The organism is Streptomyces glomeratus, from assembly GCF_021462825.1.
GTDB classification, from domain to species: domain Bacteria; phylum Actinomycetota; class Actinomycetes; order Streptomycetales; family Streptomycetaceae; genus Streptomyces; species Streptomyces glomeratus.
Map to the genome: position 1 here is coordinate 1 of NZ_JAKEEB010000030.1, position 21,728 is coordinate 21,728.

At 69.7% G+C, this 21,728-nt stretch carries 21 protein-coding genes and 1 rRNA gene; 11 read left to right on the plus strand and 11 right to left on the minus strand.

The window, feature by feature from the left end:
* The 3 genes from rrf to LZ604_RS26890 form a co-directional block, all read left to right on the plus strand.
* Positions 1-70, plus strand: a 5S ribosomal RNA gene (rrf, locus tag LZ604_RS36585); the annotation flags it as partial.
* Positions 71-419: 349 nt separating this feature from the next.
* Positions 420-1,085: an alkaline phosphatase family protein gene (locus tag LZ604_RS26885; RefSeq protein ID WP_234518123.1), complete on the plus strand. Its 666-nt coding sequence runs from the start codon at positions 420-422 to the stop codon at positions 1,083-1,085.
* Between the two features lie 111 nt (positions 1,086-1,196).
* Positions 1,197-1,742, plus strand: a complete 546-nt coding sequence (locus LZ604_RS26890) for a GNAT family N-acetyltransferase (RefSeq protein ID WP_234518125.1) — start codon at positions 1,197-1,199, stop codon at positions 1,740-1,742.
* Between the two features lie 6 nt (positions 1,743-1,748).
* Here LZ604_RS26890 and LZ604_RS26895 read toward each other — a convergent pair whose 3' ends face one another.
* The 6 genes from LZ604_RS26895 to LZ604_RS26920 form a co-directional block, all read right to left on the minus strand.
* Positions 1,749-3,341 (minus strand): TraM recognition domain-containing protein, encoded by a 1,593-nt coding sequence (locus tag LZ604_RS26895; RefSeq protein ID WP_234518127.1) that lies wholly within the window; start codon positions 3,339-3,341, stop codon positions 1,749-1,751.
* A gap of 13 nt (positions 3,342-3,354) precedes the next feature.
* The gene (locus LZ604_RS26900) at positions 3,355-4,779 is read right to left on the minus strand and encodes an ATP-binding protein (RefSeq protein WP_234518129.1); all 1,425 of its coding nucleotides are present in this window, start codon (positions 4,777-4,779) and stop codon (positions 3,355-3,357) included.
* 7 nt (positions 4,780-4,786) lie between these two features.
* Positions 4,787-6,346: an SCO6880 family protein gene (locus LZ604_RS26905; protein WP_234518131.1), complete on the minus strand. Its 1,560-nt coding sequence runs from the start codon at positions 6,344-6,346 to the stop codon at positions 4,787-4,789.
* Entirely contained in the window at positions 6,343-7,662 is a 1,320-nt protein-coding gene (locus LZ604_RS26910) for a hypothetical protein (RefSeq protein ID WP_234518133.1), read from the minus strand. Before LZ604_RS26910 ends, LZ604_RS26905 begins: the two co-directional genes overlap by 4 nt.
* Positions 7,652-8,482 carry a DUF8175 domain-containg protein gene (locus tag LZ604_RS26915; protein ID WP_234518135.1) on the minus strand — a complete coding sequence of 277 codons (831 nt, stop codon included), beginning with the start codon at positions 8,480-8,482 and terminating at the stop codon, positions 7,652-7,654. The genes LZ604_RS26910 and LZ604_RS26915 overlap by 11 nt, the downstream gene beginning before the upstream one ends.
* 230 nt (positions 8,483-8,712) lie before the next feature.
* Positions 8,713-9,021: a DUF8827 family protein gene (locus LZ604_RS26920; protein WP_234518138.1), complete on the minus strand. Its 309-nt coding sequence runs from the start codon at positions 9,019-9,021 to the stop codon at positions 8,713-8,715.
* A gap of 659 nt (positions 9,022-9,680) precedes the next feature.
* Between LZ604_RS26920 and LZ604_RS26925 the strand changes: the two genes are divergently transcribed.
* The 3 genes from LZ604_RS26925 to LZ604_RS26935 all read left to right on the plus strand — a co-directional run bounded on the left by LZ604_RS26925 (position 9,681) and on the right by LZ604_RS26935 (position 12,620).
* The gene (locus LZ604_RS26925; protein WP_234518140.1) at positions 9,681-10,436 is read left to right on the plus strand and encodes a trypsin-like serine peptidase; all 756 of its coding nucleotides are present in this window, start codon (positions 9,681-9,683) and stop codon (positions 10,434-10,436) included.
* 190 nt (positions 10,437-10,626) lie between these two features.
* Positions 10,627-11,634: a C40 family peptidase gene (locus LZ604_RS26930; protein ID WP_308283649.1), complete on the plus strand. Its 1,008-nt coding sequence runs from the start codon at positions 10,627-10,629 to the stop codon at positions 11,632-11,634.
* A gap of 287 nt (positions 11,635-11,921) precedes the next feature.
* Positions 11,922-12,620 (plus strand): phosphatase PAP2 family protein, encoded by a 699-nt coding sequence (locus LZ604_RS26935; protein ID WP_234518141.1) that lies wholly within the window; start codon positions 11,922-11,924, stop codon positions 12,618-12,620.
* Positions 12,621-12,708: 88 nt separating this feature from the next.
* Here the strand turns inward: LZ604_RS26935 and LZ604_RS26940 are convergent, their stop codons facing one another.
* The gene (locus LZ604_RS26940; RefSeq protein ID WP_234518144.1) at positions 12,709-14,271 is read right to left on the minus strand and encodes an FAD-binding oxidoreductase; all 1,563 of its coding nucleotides are present in this window, start codon (positions 14,269-14,271) and stop codon (positions 12,709-12,711) included.
* A 462-nt stretch (positions 14,272-14,733) separates the two neighbouring features.
* Between LZ604_RS26940 and LZ604_RS26945 the strand changes: the two genes are divergently transcribed.
* Together LZ604_RS26945 and LZ604_RS26950 are read left to right on the plus strand one after the other, a co-directional pair.
* A complete protein-coding gene (locus LZ604_RS26945) occupies positions 14,734-15,576 on the plus strand; it encodes an SCO4651 family lipoprotein (RefSeq protein WP_234518146.1) in 843 nt (280 codons plus the stop codon).
* A 152-nt stretch (positions 15,577-15,728) separates the two neighbouring features.
* Positions 15,729-15,899: a hypothetical protein gene (locus tag LZ604_RS26950; RefSeq protein WP_234518255.1), complete on the plus strand. Its 171-nt coding sequence runs from the start codon at positions 15,729-15,731 to the stop codon at positions 15,897-15,899.
* A gap of 45 nt (positions 15,900-15,944) precedes the next feature.
* Here the strand turns inward: LZ604_RS26950 and LZ604_RS26955 are convergent, their stop codons facing one another.
* The gene (locus LZ604_RS26955) at positions 15,945-16,301 is read right to left on the minus strand and encodes a metal-sensitive transcriptional regulator (protein WP_234518148.1); all 357 of its coding nucleotides are present in this window, start codon (positions 16,299-16,301) and stop codon (positions 15,945-15,947) included.
* 305 nt (positions 16,302-16,606) lie between these two features.
* Here LZ604_RS26955 and LZ604_RS26960 point away from each other — a divergent pair, with 305 nt between their 5' ends.
* From LZ604_RS26960 to LZ604_RS26970, 3 genes are all read left to right on the plus strand, one after another.
* Positions 16,607-17,227, plus strand: a complete 621-nt coding sequence (locus LZ604_RS26960; protein WP_234518150.1) for a DUF47 domain-containing protein — start codon at positions 16,607-16,609, stop codon at positions 17,225-17,227.
* Positions 17,228-17,234: 7 nt separating this feature from the next.
* Positions 17,235-18,233: an inorganic phosphate transporter gene (locus tag LZ604_RS26965; protein ID WP_234518152.1), complete on the plus strand. Its 999-nt coding sequence runs from the start codon at positions 17,235-17,237 to the stop codon at positions 18,231-18,233.
* A gap of 190 nt (positions 18,234-18,423) precedes the next feature.
* Positions 18,424-18,624, plus strand: a complete 201-nt coding sequence (locus tag LZ604_RS26970) for a DUF5988 family protein (RefSeq protein WP_234518154.1) — start codon at positions 18,424-18,426, stop codon at positions 18,622-18,624.
* Positions 18,625-18,745: 121 nt separating this feature from the next.
* Here the strand turns inward: LZ604_RS26970 and pstB are convergent, their stop codons facing one another.
* The 3 genes from pstB to pstC all read right to left on the minus strand — a co-directional run bounded on the left by pstB (position 18,746) and on the right by pstC (position 21,654).
* Positions 18,746-19,522: a phosphate ABC transporter ATP-binding protein PstB gene (pstB, locus tag LZ604_RS26975; RefSeq protein WP_234518156.1), complete on the minus strand. Its 777-nt coding sequence runs from the start codon at positions 19,520-19,522 to the stop codon at positions 18,746-18,748.
* A gap of 63 nt (positions 19,523-19,585) precedes the next feature.
* Positions 19,586-20,650, minus strand: coding sequence for a phosphate ABC transporter permease PstA (gene pstA, locus LZ604_RS26980; RefSeq protein ID WP_234518158.1), 1,065 nt, complete (start codon positions 20,648-20,650; stop codon positions 19,586-19,588).
* The gene (gene pstC, locus LZ604_RS26985) at positions 20,647-21,654 is read right to left on the minus strand and encodes a phosphate ABC transporter permease subunit PstC (RefSeq protein ID WP_234518162.1); all 1,008 of its coding nucleotides are present in this window, start codon (positions 21,652-21,654) and stop codon (positions 20,647-20,649) included. Before pstC ends, pstA begins: the two co-directional genes overlap by 4 nt.
* Between the last annotated feature and the right edge of the window lie 74 nt (positions 21,655-21,728).

A 21,728-nucleotide genomic window follows, 5' to 3' on the forward strand; every position in this document is an offset into this window, starting at 1 on the left:
GGAAGCTAAGCCTTACAGCGCCGATGGTACTGCAGGGGGGACCCTGTGGGAGAGTAGGACACCGCCGAACAATACTTGAGAAAGAGCCCCAACTCCGGGTTGAACCCGTGAGTTGGGGCTTTTTCGTATGCTCACCAGACGGTCATGGCCACGCCGGTCGGACGTCAGGGGACCCCGCCATCGCGCCCAACAAGGATCCCGAGCACGCGTACATCTGGCAGCGGCTCTCGGATCACGGCGTCAGCTTCCGGAACTACGGGTTCTACGCGAGTGCGGACAAGAGTGGGAAGGCCGTGGTCGAGGACCCCGTGCTGAACGCCGGGACCGGCCACGCCTTCGGGCCCTAACCTGAGCTGCCCCCACTCCGCGAACACCTTCCGTGCCCGTGCCGCGACCTGCGGCAGCCCGCGGATCGTGGAGTGGAAGAAGGAGTTCGCCCGGTACGAGAAGGACGGGGGCTGCCCTCGTTCGAGAGGGTGCGGCTGCCCAACGACCCCACCTCCGGTACCAAGGCCGGCATGCCGACCCCGCAGGCGTACGTCACCGACAACGACTGGGCGCTCGGGCAGCTCGTCGACGCGGTGTCGCACTCGAGGTTCTGGAAGTCGGCCGCGATCTTCGTGACCGAGGACGACGCCCGGAACGGGCCCGACCATGTGGACGCACACCGGACGATCTCGCAGGTCATCAGCCTGTACACGCGCACGGGGCGGATCGACTCGACGTTCTACTCCACCGCGTCGATGGTCCGCAGGATCGAGCTGCTGCTCGGTCTCTCACCGATGACGCGGTTCGACGCGTACGCCACTCCGGTGGTCAACTCCTTCACGGCCCGGCCCGACGCGGCCGCGTACGACGCCATCAAACCGTCCTACGACCTGACCGCCGTGAACGCGGTCGACTCCCCGATGGCCGGGGTCTCCGCGAGGCAGAACCTCACCAAGGAGGACCAGATCGACGAGCGGACCTTCAACGAGGCGATCTGGAAGAGCGTGCGCGGTGCGAAGTCCGTGATGCCGGCGCCGAAGCACGGTCTGTACGGGTCCGCGCCGGACGACGGGCAGCAGGGACCGGACGACGACTGAACCCGGGTGACCGGGTGGGTGCCCGGCTGGGTTCCGCCCGCCGGGCAGGGTGCGGCTCCGCTCGAAAAAAATGGGGCCGCACCTGTCGCGTCCGGTCGTTACCGTGGCCGTATGCCTTATCTGATCAGGTCCATACGCCCCGACGAGTGGCCCGCGGTGAAGGAGCTGCGGCTCGCCGCGCTTCAGGACCCGGTCGCGCATCTCGCGTTCCTCGAATCCATCGAGCAGGCCTCGGACAAGCCGGACAGCTACTGGCGGGAGCGGACGGCGAACGGCGCCGAGGGGGCTCCCGGCGCGCAGCAGATCATCGCGGAGGGCCCGGACGGGCACTGGGCCGGCACCCTGACGGTTCTGGTCGAAGAGGCCGGGAGCAAGGACTGGGCCGGGTTCCCGGTCGAGCGGAGGCAGGGGCACGTCGTCGGAGTGTTCGTCCGGCCCGAACACCGGGGAAGCGGGCTGACCGAGGCGCTGTTCGAGGCCGGTCTGAAGTGGGCGTGGGGGCGCGGCGCCGAGCGGGTGCGGCTGATCGTGCACGAGGACAACGCCCGGGCCAGGGCCTTCTACCGCAAGGTGGGCTTCGTGCCGACCGGGCTCACCGTCCCTTTGTCGGAGGACTCGGGGGACTCCGAGCTGGAGATGGTGATCGAACAGGTCTAGCGGCTGCTACACCGGCAGTTCGTCCTGCGGCCAGCGCGCCCGGGCCTGTTCGCGGGAGCGCAGCAGGGCCAGGGTGGGCAGGCCGCGGTCCGCTCCGGTGGAGAGCAGTTCCGGGAGCTGGGGCAGGGGGGCCACGGCCGCCACGTCGTCCAGCACCAGGGTGAGTGGTGGGTCGAGCCGACCGGAGGATGACCGTTCGGCCACGCGCCGGCCGCGCTCGACCACGCTGGAGGCGAGAGCCGTCAGGAGCGGCATCGCGCCGGGCTGTTGTCTTGGGTCCTCGATGGATTCACCGACCACATAAAGCGTGCCCCCTTCGTTGACGAAGGAATCCAAGGCGAGGGTGTCATTTCGGTTGGGTGTACATGCCTCTCGGATGTTGACCGTGAAGAGGGAGGACAGGGCGCGTGCGGTCAACTCCTGGGCCATGTCGCGACGTTCGGGATACGAGGTGAGGGCCGCCTCCAGCTCCCCGGCCGCGCCGGAGGACGCCTTGGGGTGCGTACGCAGGGCCCGTACCGCTTCCTGGACCTGGCTGCCCTGGGCCCAGCGGTGGATGTGCCGGATGGTGCGGCCGTCTATGGCGGCGGCGTGCAGATAGCTGCGCAGGAGCGTCTCCGCCGTATCGGCGACCGCCTGGTCGATCCGGGCCGTGGGGCGTACGGGCGCGAGCAGCGCGGCGGCACGGGCCGCGGCGGTCGTCCTGTCCTCGCAGCCGGCGGACGGGGACCAGTGCAGCCGTGCCGGGGTGTCGCACAGATGCGAGGGGTCGTAGAGGAGAACCGGGCCGAGCTTGGCGCGGGCGTCCTTGGTCTCGGCCCAGAGGGCGGGGCTGGAGGTGATGACGAGAGCCGGGCCCGCGGCATCGCGCACGGCCTGGGCGGCTACGGGGTGCCGGATGTCCGAGGTGCCCAGGACCACGGACGGGGATTCCCCCGGGGCCGTGCGCGCAGCGGTGGAGCCGGGCTGCTCGGGACCCGCACCGATCGGCGGGGCGGGAGGTCTTCGCTCCGCCACGGCCGCGAGCGGGAGCGGCCGGGGCGCCGGCGGTCCCGCCACGAGGTGTTCCACGGCGGGGTGCTCCGCTGCCGGGTGTTCCGCTGCCGGGTGTTCCGCTGCCGGGCGCTCCCCTGCGGGGCGGGGGGCGGGAACCGGAGGGGGAGCAGTGCCGGTGTACGCAGGGTACGGAACACCGGCGTCCGCGCCGCCCGCGGCAGCCACCGCCTTCTTCTGCGCCCGTACCGTCTTCCACCTCGCCACCGTGCCGATCGCGAACACGGTCACCACGAACAGCACCATCAGTTCGCCTATGAACAGGCCCCAGAACAGTCCGTACCCGGACAGCTGGCCGGGCGGTGCGTCCGGCCATGCGCCCGGGAGGTCGTGGGGCTGGGCGATCAGATGGCGCATGGCCACCGGCGTACGGCTGAACCGGACGCCGTGCGGCCAGGAGGCCTGCGAGAACCAGCCCGCGAGGCACGTGGCCGTCCACACCATCAGCGTCACACCCAGCAGGAAGGCCAGTACACCCACCAACAGGCCGTCGGGGATGCCTCCCTGGCCGTCCCGCTGCTCCCGCCGCTCCTTGCCTGGTCTCATAGGGGCCCCAGTCTCAAGCCACCGTGGACTCGGACGAGCCGTCCAGGTCGCCCATCCGCTGCTCCACGAATGCCGCCGCCCGCTCCTCCGCCTCCAGCTCCGCGGCGCGCAGCGCGTCGTCCGCCAGACGGTCGCTCGCCGACTCCGTCATCGCGCGGTCGGTGAAGACGAGCGGCCGTTCCGTCTCCGTGACCAGGTGTTTGACCACCTGCACATTGCCGTTGACGTCCCAGACCGCGATGCCGGGCGTCAGGGTCGGGATGATCTCCACGGCCCACCTAGGCAGACCGAGCACCCGGCCCGTGGCCCGTGCCTCGTCCGCCTTCTGGGCATAAATCGTCCTGGTCGACGCCATTTTCAGAATCGCGGCCGCCTCCTTCGCGGCCGCTCCGTCCACCACGTCGCTCAGGTGGTGCACCACCGCCACGAAGGACAGACCGAGCCGTCGGCCGAACTTCAGCAGCCGCTGGAACAGCTGGGCGACGAACGGGCTGTTGATGATGTGCCACGCCTCCTCGACCAGGAAGATGCGCTTCTTGCGGTCGGGGCGGATCCAGGTGTGCTCCAGCCACACACCGACGATCGCCATCAGGATCGGCATGGCGATCGAGTTGCGGTCGATGTGGGACAGGTCGAACACGATCAGCGGGGCGTCCAGGTCGATGCCGACCGTCGTCGGCCCGTCGAACATGCCCCGCAGGTCACCGTCGACCAGGCGGTCCAGGACCAGCGCCACGTCCAGGCCCCAGGCCCGTACGTCGTCCAGGGCGACGTTCATCGCCTCCGCCGAGTCCGGTTCCGGGTGCCTCAGCTGCTCGACGATGTCGGTGAGCACCGGCTGGCGCTCGACGATCGTCTCGTTGACGTAGGCGTGTGCGACCTTCAGCGCGAAGCCGGACCGCTCGTCCAGGCCGTGTCCCATCGCGACCTCGATGATCGTGCGCAGCAGTGCCAGCTGGCCGGTCGTGGTGATCGCCGGGTCGAGCGGGTTGAGGCGGATTCCGTGGTCCAGGGCCGCCGTGGGGTCGAGGCGGATGGGGGTGATGCCCAGTTCCTGGGCGATGAGGTTCCACTCGCCGACCCCGTCCTCGCCCTGCGCGTCCAGGACCACGACCTGCCGGTCGCGGAAGCGCAGCTGGCGCAGCACATACGTCTTCTCGAGCGCCGACTTGCCGTTGCCGGACTCACCTAGGACGAGCCAGTGCGGCGCCGGGAGCTGCTGGCCGTACAGCTGGAAGGGATCGTAGATGTAGCCCTTCCCGGAGTAGACCTCGCGGCCGATGATCACGCCGGAGTCGCCCAGGCCGGGTGCGGCGGTGGGCAGGTAGACGGCCTGGGCCTGGCCCGTGGACGTGCGAACGGGCAGCCGGGTCGTCTCGACCTTTCCGAAGAGGAAGGACGTGAAGGCGTCGGTCAGGACGGACAGCGGATCCCGCATCAGGGCCTTACCTCCGAATGCCGGTGGCGAAGGGGAGCGTGTTGACGAAGGCCCGGTGGTGCTCGCGGTCGCACCACTCCAGCTTCAGATACGACTTGCCGGCCGAGGCGCGAATGGTCCGCTTGTCGCGGGCCAGGGCCTCCGGCGACCGGGCGGAGACCGTGATGTAGCCGACCAGGTTGACGCCCGCGGCGCCGCTCGCGAGATCCTCGCCACGCTGGTCGAGGCGGGAGTGGGCGGCGATGTCACGGGGGTCGACGGTGCGGTTCATCTTGGCGGCGCGGCTGGCCTCCGCCACGTCGTTCGTCTTCTCGGTCAGCATGCGCTCGATGGCGACCTCGGTGGGCTCGAGGTCCATGGTGACGGCGACGGTCCGGATGACGTCCGGGGTGTGGACGAGCAGCGGCGCCAGGAAGTTCACGCCGACCGGGGTCATCGGCCACTCCTTGATCCAGGCGGTGGCATGGCACCAGGGCGCGCGCGTCGACGACTCCCGGGTCTTCGCCTGGAGATAGGTGGCCTCCATGGCGTCCAGTTCGGCGGGCCACGCGTTGCGCTTGGTCATCGCCTGGATGTGGTCGATGGGGTGGTCCGGGTCGTACATGGAGTGGATGAGGGAGGCGAGCCGGCCCTGGCCCAGCGGCTGCCGTACGCGGATGTCGGCTTCCTGGAGACGGGAACAGATGTCGGTCAGCTCGCGCGCCATGACGACCGCGAGGCCCGCGTCCCGGTCGACCTTCTTGCCGCCCTGGGGACGCGCGGCGCGGGCCATGGCCTGGGCCTCGGCGGCGAGTTCGCGGGTGTAGTGCATACAGGCGACGAGGTAGGCGCGGTGCTGCTCGCTGCTCGTCGAGACCATGGACTGTAGCTGGTCGTAGGACTGGCGCAGCCAGGTCGGGGCGCGCTCGTCGCCGCGCTGGGCGACGTCCTTGGCGTGCGCGTCCGGATCGGCGGGCAGGGTGCGGGCGAGCATCTGGAGGCGGGTGACGAAGCCGTCGCCGTTCGCCACGTGCTTCAGGAGCGTGCCGAAGCGGTCGACGAGGGCCTCCTGGTCCTCGCTGTCGCGCAGGCCGACGCCCGGGCCCTCGATCTCGATGGCGGCGGTGACGGTGCGCCGGTCGGCATGCAGCAGTACGGCGATCTCGTCGGGCCCGAAGGGAGCGGCGAGCCAGGTGATCCGCCCGATGCCGGGCGGCGGCCCCACCTCGATCTCACGCCCGTCGAGCCCGGTTCCGGCCTCCATCACGGCGCTGCGGTACGTCGTCCCCTGCCGCAGGGTCCGCTTGTAACTGCGGTTGACCTCGAACCACTTGTAGAACGTGCGGTGCTTGTACGGGACGTACACGGCGGCCAGCGCGAGCAGTGGGAAACCCATCAGGAGCACGAGGCGCAGGGACAGGACCGGGACGAGAAGCCCGCACATCATGCCGAGGAACGCGCCCGCGATGATCAGCACGATCTCGCCGGACTCGCGGTTGCGGCCGATGATCGCGTTCGGCCGGGCGCGGCCGATCAGATAGGTCCGGCGGGGCGTGACCGGATGCGACACGTGGGACTCGGTCGTCAACGCCCTTCACCTCCTGTGCGGTTGGTACTGCTGTTGCGGGTGCTGCTGGCATGCGGGGTGTCGGCCGGGCTGCTACGCGGCGGGGGCGCGGACGAGGTGACGGGTCCGCCGCCCGGGGTGCGGGTGCTGTGCGCGGCCACGCCGCCGGTGGCCGGGTTGGCGGGGCGGGGCGGCTGGCCGCCGCCCTGGCCGCCGCCGGTGTCGGCGCGGGTGCTGTGGGTCTTGATGCCCTGGGCGACGAGGGTGGCCGGGGAGCTGATGACGGCCGCGGCCTTGCGTTCGGCGCCCTGCATGACGCGGTTGTTGCGGGAGGCGGCGATCTCGTCGCCGAAGCCGGGGACGAACCGGTAGATCATGGCGCTCGCGAAGATGGCGAGCAGGATGATGGCGAGTCCGGAGACGACGGCGGCGAGGGAGTCCGGGCCCTTGTCCGTGGCGAGGGCGCCGGCGAGGCCGAGCACGATGACGATCACCGGTTTCACCAGGATGACGGCGATCATGATGCCCGCCCAGCGGCGGACGTGGCCCCAGAGGTTCTTGTCGACGAGGCCCGAGTAGACGACCACGCCGAGAAGGGCGCCGACGTACAGCAGGACCGCCCTCAGGAACAGCTCCAGATACAGCACGCCCGCGGCGAGGATCGAGACGAGCGACACCAGGATCAGCATGATGGGGCCGCCGCCGATGTTCGTTCCCTTGCTGAGAGCGCCGGAGAACGCGCCGAAGAACGTCTGGGTCTGGTCGCCCGTGGTCTTGGCGAGGACGTCGCTGACGCCGTCGGTCGCCGAGACGACCGTGTAGAGGATCAGGGGGGTGAAGGCGGAGGCGAGCACGGTGAGCCAGAGGAAGCCGACGGCTTCGGACACGGCGGTGGCGAACGGGACGCCGCGGACCGCCCTCTTGGCGACGGCCAGGAGCCACAGCAGGAGGGTCAGGATGGCCGAGGCCGCGAAGACGATCTCGTACTGGTGGAGGAACGCCTGGTTGGTGAAGTCGACGCTGGCGGTCTGCTTCACGGCCTCGCTGAGCTTGTCGACGGTCCAGGAGGCGGCGTCGGCACAGCCCTTGGCGAGGGAGGAGAGGGGGTCGAGGCTGTCGGGGAGGGTGTTGGAGGGGCCGCTGGAGCCGGAGGAGTTGCCTTTTTCGCAGTACTTCTTGGAAGGGCCGATCAGGAGGTCGCACGGGTCGTTCGACTTTGTGGGCGACGGCGAGGGTGACGGAGCTGCGAAGGCACGCGTGGCGAGCAGCACGGCAGTGGTTTGAACGCCGGCTGCAGCGGCCGTGAACGTGAGTACGCGTCGCGGGCTACCGGGCATATGTGAACCCTCCGTACTCTTCGATGGCCTTGCTGATCTCGTCGGACGCGGCGGCCCGGTCATCACCGGGCACCGGGGCGGGGCCATCCGTCTGGGAGTCCGCGACGATCTTCCAGTCGCCGTTGGACCACTGCAGTTCCAAGGTCCAGGTCTTCCACGTGGAGCTGACGGGATCGGTTGAACCCTGACCGGACATGCCGATGAGCCCCATGTACCAGACGGAGACCTTGGCGTCGTTGGCGCTGTACTGCGTGATCTTCGTGCCCACCGGGATCGTGCGCGACACGAAGGTGCTGCCCGCCGGTGCGTTGCCGTCGGCATTCAGTCCCAGTTTGTTGAGGAAACTCGCCGAATACGCCTGGTCCATCGGTCCCTGGAGCTTGCTCGCGGCGGCCGGCGTGTAGATGGCGTCGACGATGCTGTGTCGGCTGTCCCTCTTGAACATCCCCGTCGAACCCAAAGCCACCGCATAATTAGCCGCAGCCGACTGCGCGCCCTGTTCGTTGCGGGGGAAGCCCGAGGGGATGGTGCCCGGGGTCGAGCGGACCGGGCGGGTGCCCGTCGCTGCCGTGGGGGCCGCGCCCGCCTTGTCGTTGCTGTTGCCGTCCGAGGAGGAGTCGCCCCCGCGGTTCGCGAAGGCGATCGCGGCGATCAGCAGGACGACCACCCCGACGACCGTGGCCAGACTGCGTGAGGAGGACCGGCCCCGCCGGGCGCCCCCGTACACGTCACCGGGCCGGTCGGGCAGCCGCGTCCGCGTCTGCCCGACGCCGCCGTACTCTCCCTCGCCCCCGCCGGAGGCACCGTCACCGGGACTCACGCCGCGCACGCCCCCTCGAACTCGTGGTCGTTCCGCGCTTGTGCGGAAACGCTTTGAAGTACGACGGTAGCCGTGCTGGTTCCCGCGCGGGCGCGGTGTGGTGACTCGACATCAGGGAAACGCAACCTCAGCCGGTGGGCGCGACGGACGGATGGGTCGGAGGAGCAAGCCGGGCGGTCCGGCGCGGGACTGGCGGCGCGCCAGGCGGGTGGTGGCGGTCCGGGACCGCCCTACACGGCCATGCCGTAGACGATCGTGAACAGCGTGCCGAGCGAGCCGATGATGAAGACGCCGGTCAGTCCCGCGATGATCAGGCCCTTGCCCTGCTCGGCACTGAACGTGTCGCGCAGGGCGGTCGCGCCGATGCGCTGCTTGGCCGCGCCCCAGATGGCGATCGCCAGGCAGAGCAGGATGGCAATGGCCATCACCACCTCGACCATCACGCGAGCCTCGTTGCCCAGGCTGCCGAACGGGCCCCAGTCCGGGGCGATACCGCCGATGATCGTGTTGATGTCGCCTTTTGCGGCCGCGAGCTGCATGTAAGTCACCGCCCCTGGTGGGTAGTTCCGTAGCCTCTGGCACGCGCGCAGAGGTCACGGTCATTCTCGCCGACAATGACGCCCTCGTATGTCGACTTGGCGTCATTGATTGGCGGGTTTCGTATGTGTCCCTTGCCTTCGGCCCGAAGGACCCCCCACGCAGGCGCGGGAAGAAATCGGAAGGGGCGCACGGCCACTGTGTGTATCACGGCAGGTGATGGCGGGCAATCAAGTCGAAGCGGAACCTGACGTGCGGTTCCGTCGTTAACCCCCCTTGTGCCGTGCCGAGTCGGTCCGGGCCCCGGGGTGCCGCGTTCGTCCGGTCCGTTCTGTACGGGGGTCACCCGTACGAGCGGAAGGCTATCCCCCTTCGGCGAGCAGCCGTCGCCGGTGGTGTGCTCCGGCCCGCCGCGTACGGCCGGTCCGTGCCCGTCCGCCTGCCGTGGTCGTCGAACGGGAAAACGTCGTTCATGTGAACGACGAACTGGGTCTCGTCGGCCCGCCTGCCGGGTATCGGTTCCAGGGGAAGGCGCGCGGCTGAAGGGGCGACGCCGCTGTGGGCCGGATGCGCGCGCTGACCTGCGGCGATGGATCCTCATAGGTTAATTTCGGGCTGCTCACAGGGCTTTTCTCACCTTCATGGGTCAGAGTGGAAGGCGATGACACGCATCACACGCCCCCCTGGCAACCGCCGGCACGCGTTCCTCGGTGCTCTCGTGCTGCTGGCCGTCACGGCCTCTTCCGTGGCCGCCGCCGACGGCGGTCCCGGACCGCTGGGCGTGACCACGGAGGCCGGGATCGACACGGCCAGTGCCCGGGTCGGCGCGCTCTTCGGTCCGGGCGGCGCCCTGGAGGGCGGGCACTTCTGCACCGCCTCCGTGGTGCACAGCAAGGCCCACAACGTGATCGTGACCGCCGCGCACTGTCTGGGCGGCGGCACCGTCTGGTTCGCCCCCGGCTACCGGGACGGCAAGGCTCCGTACGGCGTCTGGAAGGTCACCAGGACCTACCTGGGCGACGGCTGGACCGGTGACGAGGACGAGGACAGCGACGTCGCCTTCGCCGCCGTCGAGACGGTCGGCGGTGCCGACATCGAGGACCTCGTCGGCGGCAACCGGTTCGTCACGGGGCGGGAGACCGGCGCCACCGCCGTCACCGTCACCGGATACCCCAACTCCCGGGAAACCCCCATACGCTGCGTCAACAAGCCGACCGCCCACAGTGCCACCCAGCAGCGCATCGACTGCCCCGACTTCAGCAGCGGCACGAGCGGCAGCCCCTGGGTGGACGGCGACGGCGAGGTCGTCGGCGTGCTCGGCGGCCACGAACAAGGCGGCTCCACCGCCGACGTCTCCTACAGCGTCGTCCTGAAGGATGAGGCCGCGGACCTGTACCGGACCGCATCGGGCGAGTGACCCGGGCCCCTGGGCCTCCGGCGCGTTGGCCGGGCTGGCGTAGGGGCCCGCTGCACGGCATGCCGTCACCGGCCCCCGCGGTTGGCCGAACTGGTGCGCCGGTGGTGGCCGGACCAGCTCTTCTCCTCTTCCCCCTCGGCCCGGCGCCCCTACACTGACGCTCGGCGGACTCCCGGGCGCTGAGGGGCGGTTGACGGTGCGTAAGGCGTGGATCTGGGCGACCGTTGCCGTCGGTGCCGCGCTGAGCCTCGTGATGCTGCTCGTCGCCGGGGTCTATGTGGTGGCCGGAAACCTGGCGAACGGCCTCGGGCGGGGGCCCGTCGGGCTCGCCAAGAACGCCGTGCCCGCCGCGTACGCGTCGCTCGTGCAGAGGTGGGGCAACATGTGCGGCGCGATCAACCCCGCGCTGCTCGCCGCCCAGCTGTACCAGGAGAGCGGCTTCAGCCCGAACGCCAAGAGCCCCGCGAAGGCCGAGGGGATCGCCCAGTTCATCCCCGGTACCTGGGCCATCCACGGCATGGACGGCAACGGCGACGGACGGGCCGACGTCTGGGACCCGCGTGACGCGATCCCGTCGGCCGCCTCGTACGACTGCAAGCTCGCCTCGTATGTGAAGGACGCACCCGGAAACCCGACGGAGAACATGCTCGCCGCGTACAACGCGGGGGCGTACGCGGTCATCAAGTACGGGGGCGTGCCGCCGTACAAGGAGACCCAGAACTATGTGAAGACCATCACCACCCTGGCGAAGAGCTTCGCCGCGCCCGTCCGGCGGGTCGACCCGTCCAAGCAGGCCGCCGGCGCCATCTACTTCGCGCAGAAGAAGCTCGGCACCCCGTACCTGTGGGGTGGCGACGGCACCGCCGAACAGGGCGGGCGCTTCGACTGCTCCGGGCTGACCAAGGCCGCGTACGAGAGCGTGGGCATCACGCTGCCGCGCGTCGCCAACGACCAGTACAACGCCGGGCCTCACCCGAAGAGGGCCGAACTCCTCCCGGGGGACCTGGTGTTCTTCTCCGACGACCTGACCGATTCCCGCGCCATCCGGCACGTCGGCATCTATGTCGGCGGCGGCTATATGATCGACGCGCCCAGGACCGGCGCGGTGATCCGTTTCGACCCGATCGACACCCCTGACTACTTCGGGGCGACGCGTGTCACCGAAGATGGCGCGAAAGCGCTGCCCACGCCGGTGTGAACCGGGATGTGAAGGGCATGTGCGCAGGCACGCGGCGGCCGGAACTCTCCGTTACCGTCACCCCCCTGAGCTGCGAAGACGAGTCTCTCTTCGATAACGTCTGCGTGATCATTGTGTGGAGTGCGGAACGCTGACAGCAGGGCTGTGCGTTAGTTCTGACGTAGAGCGTTGACGTACGGCAGCCGGCTTGACGTGGAGCGGATCTACGACCACGGGGGTGGAGGAACGGCGCGCGCTGCGGCGCGTCCGGGCAAGCAACGCGACAGACGACGAAGGGGCCGCGCACGATGGCTGCACTCGCCGAATCCGGGTCGAACCCCGACGTCGATCTGCTGTACGACATCAATGGCCTGGCCAAGGATGCGCCGCACTGGTTCGACCGCGTCATGGAGTTCGTCGGTGAGTACGGGCTGCTGCTCGCCATGGTCCTGCTCGTCCTGTGGTGCTGGTGGAACGTGCGCAGGCGGGGAGGTGCCGATGCGGCGTCCTCCGTCGCCGCGCTGGTCTGGGCTCCGCTCGCCGCCGGTCTCGCGGTTCTCGTGAACGTGCCGATCCGGGGCTTCGTGGAGCGTCCCCGGCCGTTCGTCGATCACCAGGGACTCGAGGTCCTCGTCACCGGCAAGACGGGCTACTCCTTCGTCAGCGACCACGCCACGCTCACGATGGCGGCGGCGGTCGCCCTGTTCGTCGCGAACCGGAAATTCGGGCTCATCGGCCTGGGACTCGCGCTGCTCGAAGGTTTCTGCCGGGTCTACATGGGGGTGCACTACCCGACGGACGTCGTCGGGGGCTTCGCCCTCGGTACGGCCGTCGCCCTGCTGCTCTCCCCGCTCGCCATGGCGCTGCTCACCCCGCTCATGAAGGCGATCGAACGCTCCCCGCGCGCCGGACGGCTGGTCCGGGCCGGCGGCGCGCGCGCCGCGCGGACCGTGGTCCCCGAGGCGCGCTCGGACCAGACGGCGGAGGAAAGGGACCTGGCGGCGTAACGCCGGTTCGCCGCGGGTTGTCCCGCGCCTGTGGGGGCCGCCACGGGGCCGCGCTCGGCGGGGCGGCCCCGTGGCGGCCGGGCGTTCGCTACAGCGCCTGCGGGAACGTGAAGAACCCATTCGGGTCGTACTGGTGCTTCAGCTGCGTGAGGCGGGTGGCGGCGTCCCCGTAGTACGCCTTCCGCCAGTTCGTCAGGGTCGGGTCCGTGTAGTTCTGGTAAGCGGCCCCGGACGCGTAACCGCGCATCGACCCGTGTGCGGACGTCAGCCAGGACTGGGCCGTCGCACCGGAGGTGCCCGCGCGCCAGCTCGCGATGTACTGCGCCAGCATGCGGGAGCGGCGGTGGACGAACGCCGTGGCCGTCGGCGAGACCCGGTTGACCGCACCGCCGAGGGCGGTGAACGCGACGCTGCCCGCGCCGCCCCGGACCTGCGTCATCTGCCGAAGGATGGTCTGGATGCCGGCCGCCGGGATCGAACGGTCGAAGAAGTCCGAGCGTGCCGCGTACGTCTCACGGCCGAGGGCGCCCTGCGCGGCCCGGCCCGGGGTCGAGCCCGGCAGATGGCACTGGGCGTCGGAGGAGAAGGAGGAGCAGCCCGCGTACACCTCCATCGCGGCCTCGTACGACCTCCGCCGCAGCGAGACGGTGCGCGCCGGGGCCCCGACCTTCGCGGCCAGGCGGTCGACCGCGTTCTGCAGTTCGCCGTAGGTGCCCAGCGAGAACGCCGAGACCGAGACGGTGGGCGTGCCGCCGGCCGCGCTCTCCAGGTGGCAGGAGGACCAGATCTCGTCGGGCTGGCCGGGGCCCCACTCCTGCCAGGCGCTGAGGACGGCGGCGGCCTTGGCCCAGGGCCAGCTCAGGTACGCCGACACCGCCTGGGGCGCCGGGTGCGTTGTGAACCGCAGTTCGGTGACGACGCCGAAGTTGCCGTTGCCCGCGCCGCGCAGGGCCCAGAAGAGGTCCTTGTTCTCGGTGGCGTTCGCGACCAGCTGCTTGCCGTCCGCCGTGATCAGGGTCGCCTGGGTGAGGCTGTCGCAGGTCAGTCCGTACGCCCGGGAGACCACGCCATGGCCGCCGCCCAGGGTGAGCCCGGAGACGCCGACGGTGGGGCAGGAGCCGGCGGGTATGGTCACGCCCTTCGCGGTGAGCGCCCGGTAGACGTCGATCAGCTTGGAGCCCGCGCCGACCACGGCCTCGTTGCCGCTCGCCCGGATCTTGTTGAGCTTCGACACGTCGACGATCAGCCGGCCGTCGCCCGAGGACCAGCCGGCGTAGGAGTGCCCGCCGTTGCGTATCGAGACCTTGACGTGATGGGCCCGGGCGTACGCCATGACGGTGCGGATGTCGTCGGCATGCGCCACATACGCCACCGCCGCGGGCTTCAGGGAGTCGAAGCGGGTGTTGTAGAGCTGGTGGGCCGTCGGCCAGGCGTGGTCGCCGGGGCGGACCAGGGTGCCCGCCAGGTCCTTGGCCAGAGCCGTCCAGTCGGCGGCGGCGCGGGTGCCGGTGGTGGCCGTACGCATCGACGTGTCCGCGGCGCTCGCCGGGTTCGCGGCGGCGGCGGAGCCGCTGGTGCCGCCGGTGCACGCGGTGGTGACCGCCGTCGCGAGTGCGGCGGTGGTTCCGCCGATGAACGTACGCCGTTGCATGTGGGCCTCCCTTGGCTTCCGTGGAACGAGACGGGCCGGGAGGGCGGCGGGTTGCACAGGGAAAGGCCACAGAATCGCTACAGAGGGGGGCAGTTGCGCCCGGTTGCGGCTCGATGTGGTGGATGTGTCCGCATATGGCGCGACCGGGCGGCCTTCTCAGCCGGTGGCATGCCCCTCGGCGTCCGACCTCGCCAGGCTGCGGGCTCGGCGGGCCGGCCCTCGCCAGCCGCAGATGCACCGGGCCACACAGAACCGCCCCTGTTCGACCGTCGTCGTGCGGTGCTCTGCGGGGCCGGTAGGTAGATCCTGCTGTTCCACTCCGACAAGGTTACCCAAGTCGCGTGTGCCGGCGGCCAGGGCAAGTGGGCTGCCCGGCAAGGCGCGTGACGGGTCTCCCTACTGGTCGTTAACCGAAACGACAGGAGGGACACCGGGACGGGACCGGCTGGGGGTAGGCGGACGATGGTGGTGCGGCAGCACGGTCGGGTCGGTGCGGCGGTCGTCGCGACGCTGGGACTGCTGGTCTGCGGCACCTCGGCCACCGGATGCGCGGGCGGCGGGGCCGTCGCCGACGACGCGCCCTCCGGCACGGACGCGGTCAAGGCGATGCACGGGGCGGCCGCGGCCCTGGTGCGGGCGGGCAGTTCCCGAACGCGGACATCGATGGAGATGGCCACCGGCGGGACCCGGGTCACCATCCGCGGAGAGGGCGTCTACGACTTCCGTGCCCGGCTCGGCCGGCTGACGGTCCTGCTGCCCCGGGACCCCGCGGGCACCGAGGAGCACCGCCCGATCACCGAACTGCTCGCCCCGGGCGCCCTGTTCATGAAGAACCGGGGCGCGGGGGTGCCCGCCGACAAGTGGGTGCGGGTCGACACGGCCACGCTCTCCGACGGCAACCTCGTCACCGGCGGCGCCACAGACCCATACGCCGCGGCCCAGTTGCTGCACGGGGCCCGCAGTGCGCGGTACGTGGGGAGGGCCGAGGTCGCGGGGATCCCCGTGCGGCACTACCGGGGGGTGGCCGACATCGGGCTCGCGGCAGGAAGCGTTCCGGCCGCGGACAGGGAGCCGTTCCGGGCGGCGGCGAAAGGGTTCGCCACGGTCGAGGTGCCGTTCGACGCCTACCTCGACGACCAGGGGCGGCTGCGGAAGGTGCGCCACCGGTTCAGTTTCGTCAACGGCCGGCAGAAGACGACGGTCGCGGTGGCCTCCACGACGCTGCTGTACGGCTTCGGGGCCCCCGTCGACGTACGGCTGCCGGCGGCCGGGGACATCTTCGCCGGGAAGATCGCCGAGCAGTGAGGGGGCCGTGAGGGGCCCGGGGATCGCCGGGGGGGCGGAGAGGCCGGAACTGGCGCGGCTGAGGGGCCGGAAATGGTCCGTCCGTGCCATGCGCGGCCTGTAGGCCGCTGCCTACCCTAGGAAGTCGGTGACGGCAGAAAGAGGTGATGCACGTGGCTCCGGTCGGCGGTACGGCAGTTCAGGACCACGTGGCCCTCGCCGAGATCGAGCTGTGCGGTGACCTGATCATCGCGGCGTCGGCCGCACACGAGGACCGGCTCAGTCTTGAGAGCATCGACGAGGTGCTGAAGGTGGCCGAGGAGCGGGACGCGACCGGCGAGTGAGCCGTGATCCGCGCGCGGCGGCGGACGCTCCCTTCCCTCGGGGCATCAGGTGCGCAGCAGTCGGCCGATCGCCTTCGTGGCCTCCTCGACCTTCGCGTCGATCTCCGCGCCGCCCTTGAGTGCGGCGTCCGCGACGCAGTGGCGCAGATGCTCCTCCAGGAGCTGGAGCGCGAAGGACTGCAGGGCCTTCGTCGAGGCGGAGACCTGGGTGAGTATGTCGATGCAGTACACGTCCTCGTCGACCATGCGCTGCAGACCCCGGATCTGGCCCTCGATGCGGCGCAGCCGCTTGAGGTGCTCGTCCTTCTGCTTGTGGTAGCCGTGGACGCCCCGGTCATGGTCGGTCACCGCGGCCCCGGCGCCCTCGGAGGGCACCGCCGCGCCGGCCTCGGTGGTCGTCATCGCGTCCTCCTGTCGACAGCCGCCGGGGGATCCGGAACCGGACAGGCGACCCGCTGTGGCGGATTCTGCGCTCCGGCGGCGCGGACATATACCCCTGGCGGGTATATGGTAACGGACTTTGCTGGGTATAGGGCCCTTGGCCAGAGCCTTGGCCGCCCCCGTACCGCCCCCGTACCGCCCCCGTACCGCCCCCGTGCTGACCACCGTGTCCGATGGGCGACACTGGAGGACGGCCCCTTAGCCATTGGCCGGATGATGCGCCTAGCATCACCCTGACCGAAACCGAAGCATCCCGAGGATCCCACGTGCGCTTTCGTCTGACCCCCAGGGAGACGAGCTTCTACGACATGTTCGCCGCGTCCGCGGACAACATCGTCACAGGCTCGAAACTCCTGATGGAACTGCTCGGGGCGGACTCCTCCGCTCGGGCCGAGATCGCAGAGCGTATGCGGGCCGCGGAACACGCCGGTGACGACGCCACGCACGCGATCTTCCACCAGCTGAACTCCTCGTTCATCACGCCGTTCGACCGCGAGGACATCTACTCCCTGGCGTCCTCCCTCGACGACATCATGGACTTCATGGAGGAGGCCGTCGACCTGGTCGTCCTCTACAACGTCGAGGAGCTGCCCAAGGGGGTCGAGCAGCAGATCGAGGTGCTGGCACGGGCGGCCGAGCTGACGGCCGAGGCGATGCCGCACCTGCGCACGCTGGAGAACCTCACCGAGTACTGGATCGAGGTGAACCGTCTGGAGAACCAGGCGGACCAGATCCACCGCAAATTGCTCGCCCATCTGTTCAACGGCAAGTACGACGCGATCGAGGTCCTCAAGCTGAAGCAGATCGTGGACGTACTGGAGGAAGCGGCGGACGCGTTCGAACACGTGGCCAACACCGTGGAGACCATCGCGGTCAAGGAGTCCTGAGGCGTCCATGGACACCTTCGCTCTGATTCTGACCATCCTGGTCGCCCTCTTCTTCGCTTATACCAACGGTTTCCACGACTCGGCGAACGCGATCGCCACCTCGGTGTCGACGCGTGCGCTGACGCCGCGCGCGGCGCTGGCGATGGCGGCGGTGATGAACCTCGCCGGTGCGTTCCTCGGCAGCGGGGTGGCGAAGACGGTCAGCGAGGGCCTGATCCAGACGCCCTCCGGCGGCGGGGGGATGGGCATCCTCTTCGCGGCACTGCTCGGCGCCATCGTCTGGAACCTGGTCACCTGGTACTTCGGCCTGCCGTCGTCCTCGTCGCACGCGCTGTTCGGCGGACTGGTGGGCGCGGCGATGGCGGGCGGTACGACGGTGTACTGGTCCGGGGTGCTGGACAAGGTCGTCACGCCCATGTTCCTGTCCCCGGTAGTGGGCCTGATCGTCGGCTACCTGGTCATGACGGCGATCATGTGGATCTTCCGCCGGGCCAATCCGCACAAGGCGAAGCGCGGTTTCCGCATAGCGCAGACCGTCTCGGCGGCCGGCATGGCGCTCGGGCACGGCCTCCAGGACGCGCAGAAGACGATGGGCGTCGTGGTGATGGCGCTGGTCATCGCCGACGTCGAGAAGTACGGCGACCCGATCCCGGTGTGGGTGAAGCTGGTCTCCGCGGCGATGCTGTCGCTGGGGACGTACGCGGGCGGCTGGCGCATCATGCGCACGCTCGGCCGCAAGATCATCGAGCTGGACCCGCCGCAGGGTTTCGCGGCGGAGACCACGGGTGCGTCGATCATGTTCGCGACGGCGTTCCTGTTCAAGGCGCCGATCTCGACGACGCACGTCATAACTTCGGCGATCATGGGTGTGGGCGCGACGAAGCGCGTGAACGCCGTGCGGTGGGGGATCGCCAAGAACATCGTTCTGGGCTGGTTCATAACGATGCCGGCGGCGGCCGCCGTGGCGGCGTGCGCCTACGGGCTGATCAACCTGGCGTTCCTGTAGCCCCACCGGCCGAGGGCCCTGCGGGGCCTGCCGAAACGTTTCTCCACCCCCTCTCGCGCCCGGCGAGGCTCCACCGAAGCCGCCGGGCGCGAGAGGGGGTGATCTGTTTGCGCCCCGTCCCTGGCCCCGCCCCCGTCACCGCCGGACCGCTTCGAGATGCGGGACGCTCAGGCGCGAGAACACTGGAGCTATGACTGCGAAGGCACTCCTCGAAGGCGGGCCGGACGATCTCGCGGGCAAGCTCGTGCCCATCGTCCCGCCCGGAAAAGAGCTGAAGATTCCGCATCGCGGCGGATACGAGCACTACAAGATGACGCCGCGCCACGAGAACAGCCAGGAGGGGCAGGTCACCGTCTACCAGTGGTGGGAACGCACGGAAGTCGCCGAATGACGCGGACGAGTCGCCGCACGACGCGAACGGGCCCGCCCCCGGGAGCCAGGGGCGGGCCCTCTTCTACCTCACGGTGGCACCGCCATGCAGCACCGCGAGGGGTCCTCGGACCGGTCCCGGATCAGCCGAAGCGACCCGAGATGTAGTCCTCCGTCGCCTGGACCGACGGGTTGGAGAAGATCCGCTCCGTCTCGTCGATCTCGATCAGCCTGCCCGGCTGGCCCACGGCCGCCAGGTTGAAGAACGCCGTACGGTCGGAGACACGCGCCGCCTGCTGCATGTTGTGCGTCACGATGACGATCGTGAAGCGCTCCTTCAGCTCGCCGATCAGGTCCTCGATCGCGAGGGTGGAGATCGGGTCCAGGGCCGAGCAGGGCTCGTCCATGAGCAGGACCTTCGGCTCCACCGCGATCGCGCGGGCGATGCACAGACGTTGCTGCTGGCCACCGGACAGGCCGGAGCCCGGCTTGTTCAGGCGGTCCTTGACCTCGTTCCAGAGGTTCGCTCCCCTGAGCGACCTCTCCACGACGTCGTTCAGTTCCGACTTCTTGTAGTTGCCGTTCAGGCGCAGACCCGCCGCCACGTTGTCGAAGATCGACATCGTGGGGAAGGGGTTCGGGCGCTGGAAGACCATGCCCACCTCACGGCGGACGGCGACCGGGTCGACCCCGGCGCCGTACAGGTCCTCGTTGTCGAGGAGCACCTTGCCCTCGACGCGTCCGCCCGACGTCACCTCGTGCATACGGTTGAGCGTGCGCAGGAACGTCGACTTGCCGCAGCCCGAGGGGCCGATGAACGCCGTCACCGATCGCGGCTCGACCGACATCGAGATGTCCTCGATCGCCTTGTGGGAGCCGTAGTAGGCGGTGAGCCCGCTTACGTCGATTCGCTTGGCCATGACTACTTCACTTCCAGTATCAGTCGCTGTGGGCCCCGACCGGCGGAGCCGGAAATCGTCGCCTTAGCGACCGGTCTTCGGGGCCTTCCAGCGGGCGATGCCGCGGGCCACCAGGTTGAGGATCATCACGAAGGCGATGAGGGCGAGTGCCGCCGCCCAGGCCCGGTCGTAGGCCGCGCCGGAGCCGGCGCTGTTCGCGTACTGCTGGTAGATGTACAGCGGCAGCGAGGCCTGCGGGTCCTTGAACGGGTCGCTGTTGATGAAGTTGGTGCCCCACACCAGCAGCAGCACGGGCGCGGTCTCACCGGTGATACGCGCGACGGCGAGCATCACACCCGTCGTGATACCGCCGATCGAGGTCGGCAGGACCACCTTGAGGATGGTGCGCCACTTCGGGACACCCAGCGCGAGGGAGGCCTCGCGCAGCTCGTTCGGGACGAGCTTGAGCATCTCCTCCGTGGAGCGGACCACCACGGGCATCATCAGGATCGCCAGGGCCAGGGAACCGGCGAAGCCGGAGTAGCCCATCTTGAGGATGAGGATCCAGAAGCTGAGGACGAACAGACCGGCGACGATCGACGGGATACCCGTCATGACGTCGACGAAGAAGGTGACGGCACGGGCGAGCTTGCCGCGCCCGTACTCGACGAGGTAGACGGCGGTCATCACACCGATCGGCACGGCGATCACGGTGGCGATACCGACCTGCTCGAGGGTGCCGAGGATCGCGTGGTAGATACCGCCGCCGGTCTCGGTGTCGGCGACCACGCCCATCGAGTGGGTGAGGAAGTAGACGTCGAAGACCTTCACACCGCGCTTGAGGGTCTCCCAGACGAGGGAGGCCAGCGGAATGACGGCGAGGAGGAAGCAGACCCAGACGAGGCTGGTGGCGACGCGGTCCTTGGCCTGCCGGCGTCCTTCGACACGCGCGGCGATGACGTAGGTGCCGAGGACGAACAGGACCGCGGCCATCAGGGCCCACTGGATGCTGCTGTCGAGGCCGGCGGCCAGGCTGATGCCCAGGCCCACCGCGATAGAGCCCACGCCGATCGCCCACGGCGACCACTTCGGCAGGCTGGCACCGCGCAGGGTGCTGCGACGCTTTCCGGTGACGGCTGCGGTGCTCATGCGTTGGCCCCCGAGTACTCCTTGCGGCGGGCGATGATCACGCGGGCCGCACCGTTGACCAGCAGGGTGATGACGAAGAGGACCAGACCGGAGGCGATGAGGGCGTCACGGCCCTGGTCGGTGGCCTCGCCGAACTTGCTGGCGATGTTCTGGGCGAAGGTGCCGCCGCCCGGGTCGAGCAGACTGGTCTGGATGTCGAAGGTCGGGGAGAGGACGGTGGCGACGGCCATCGTCTCGCCGAGCGCACGGCCGAGGCCGAGCATCGACGCGGAGATCACACCGGAGCGGCCGAACGGCAGCACGGCCATGCGGATGACCTCCCAGCGCGTGGCGCCGAGGGCGAGAGCCGCCTCCTCGTGCATCTGCGGGACCTGCCGGAAGACCTCACGGCTCACGTTGGTGATGATCGGCAGGATCATGATCGCGAGCAGGATGCCGACGGTGAGCAGGGAGCGCGGGGCGCCGCCCTGCCAGGAGAAGATGCCGGTCCAGCCGAGGTAGTCGTTCAGCCAGCCGAACAGGCCGTCCATGTGCGGTACGAGGACGAGCGCGCCCCACAGGCCGTAGACGATGGAGGGCACGGCGGCGAGCAGGTCGATCACATAGGCGATGGGCCCGGCCAGCCGGCGCGGCGAGTAGTGCGTGAGGAACAGCGCGATACCGACCGCGACCGGAACCGCGATGGCCATGGCGATGATCGAGGAGACGACCGTGCCGAAGGCCAGGACCGCGATGCCGAAGACCGGCGGGGTCAGGTTGGTGTTCCACTCGAAGGTGGTCAGGAAGTTGCCGTGGTCCTTGCTGATCGCGAGGCTCGCACGGTAGGTGAGGAAGACCGCGATCGCGGCCATGATCACCAGGAGGAAGATTCCGGACCCGCGGGACAGGCCCAGGAAGATCCGGTCCCCGGGGCGGGTGGCGCCGCGGCCCGCACGCTTCTGCTCGGCCGCGGAGGGCCGGTGAGCGGGGGGAGGCGCGTCAGTGTTCTGAATAGTGATGTCCATCAGGATCTCCGGTCTGCGGAGCCGTGGCTGGTGTCGGCTCCAGGCGGCGGTGCACCGGACGGTGCGGCCCGCCC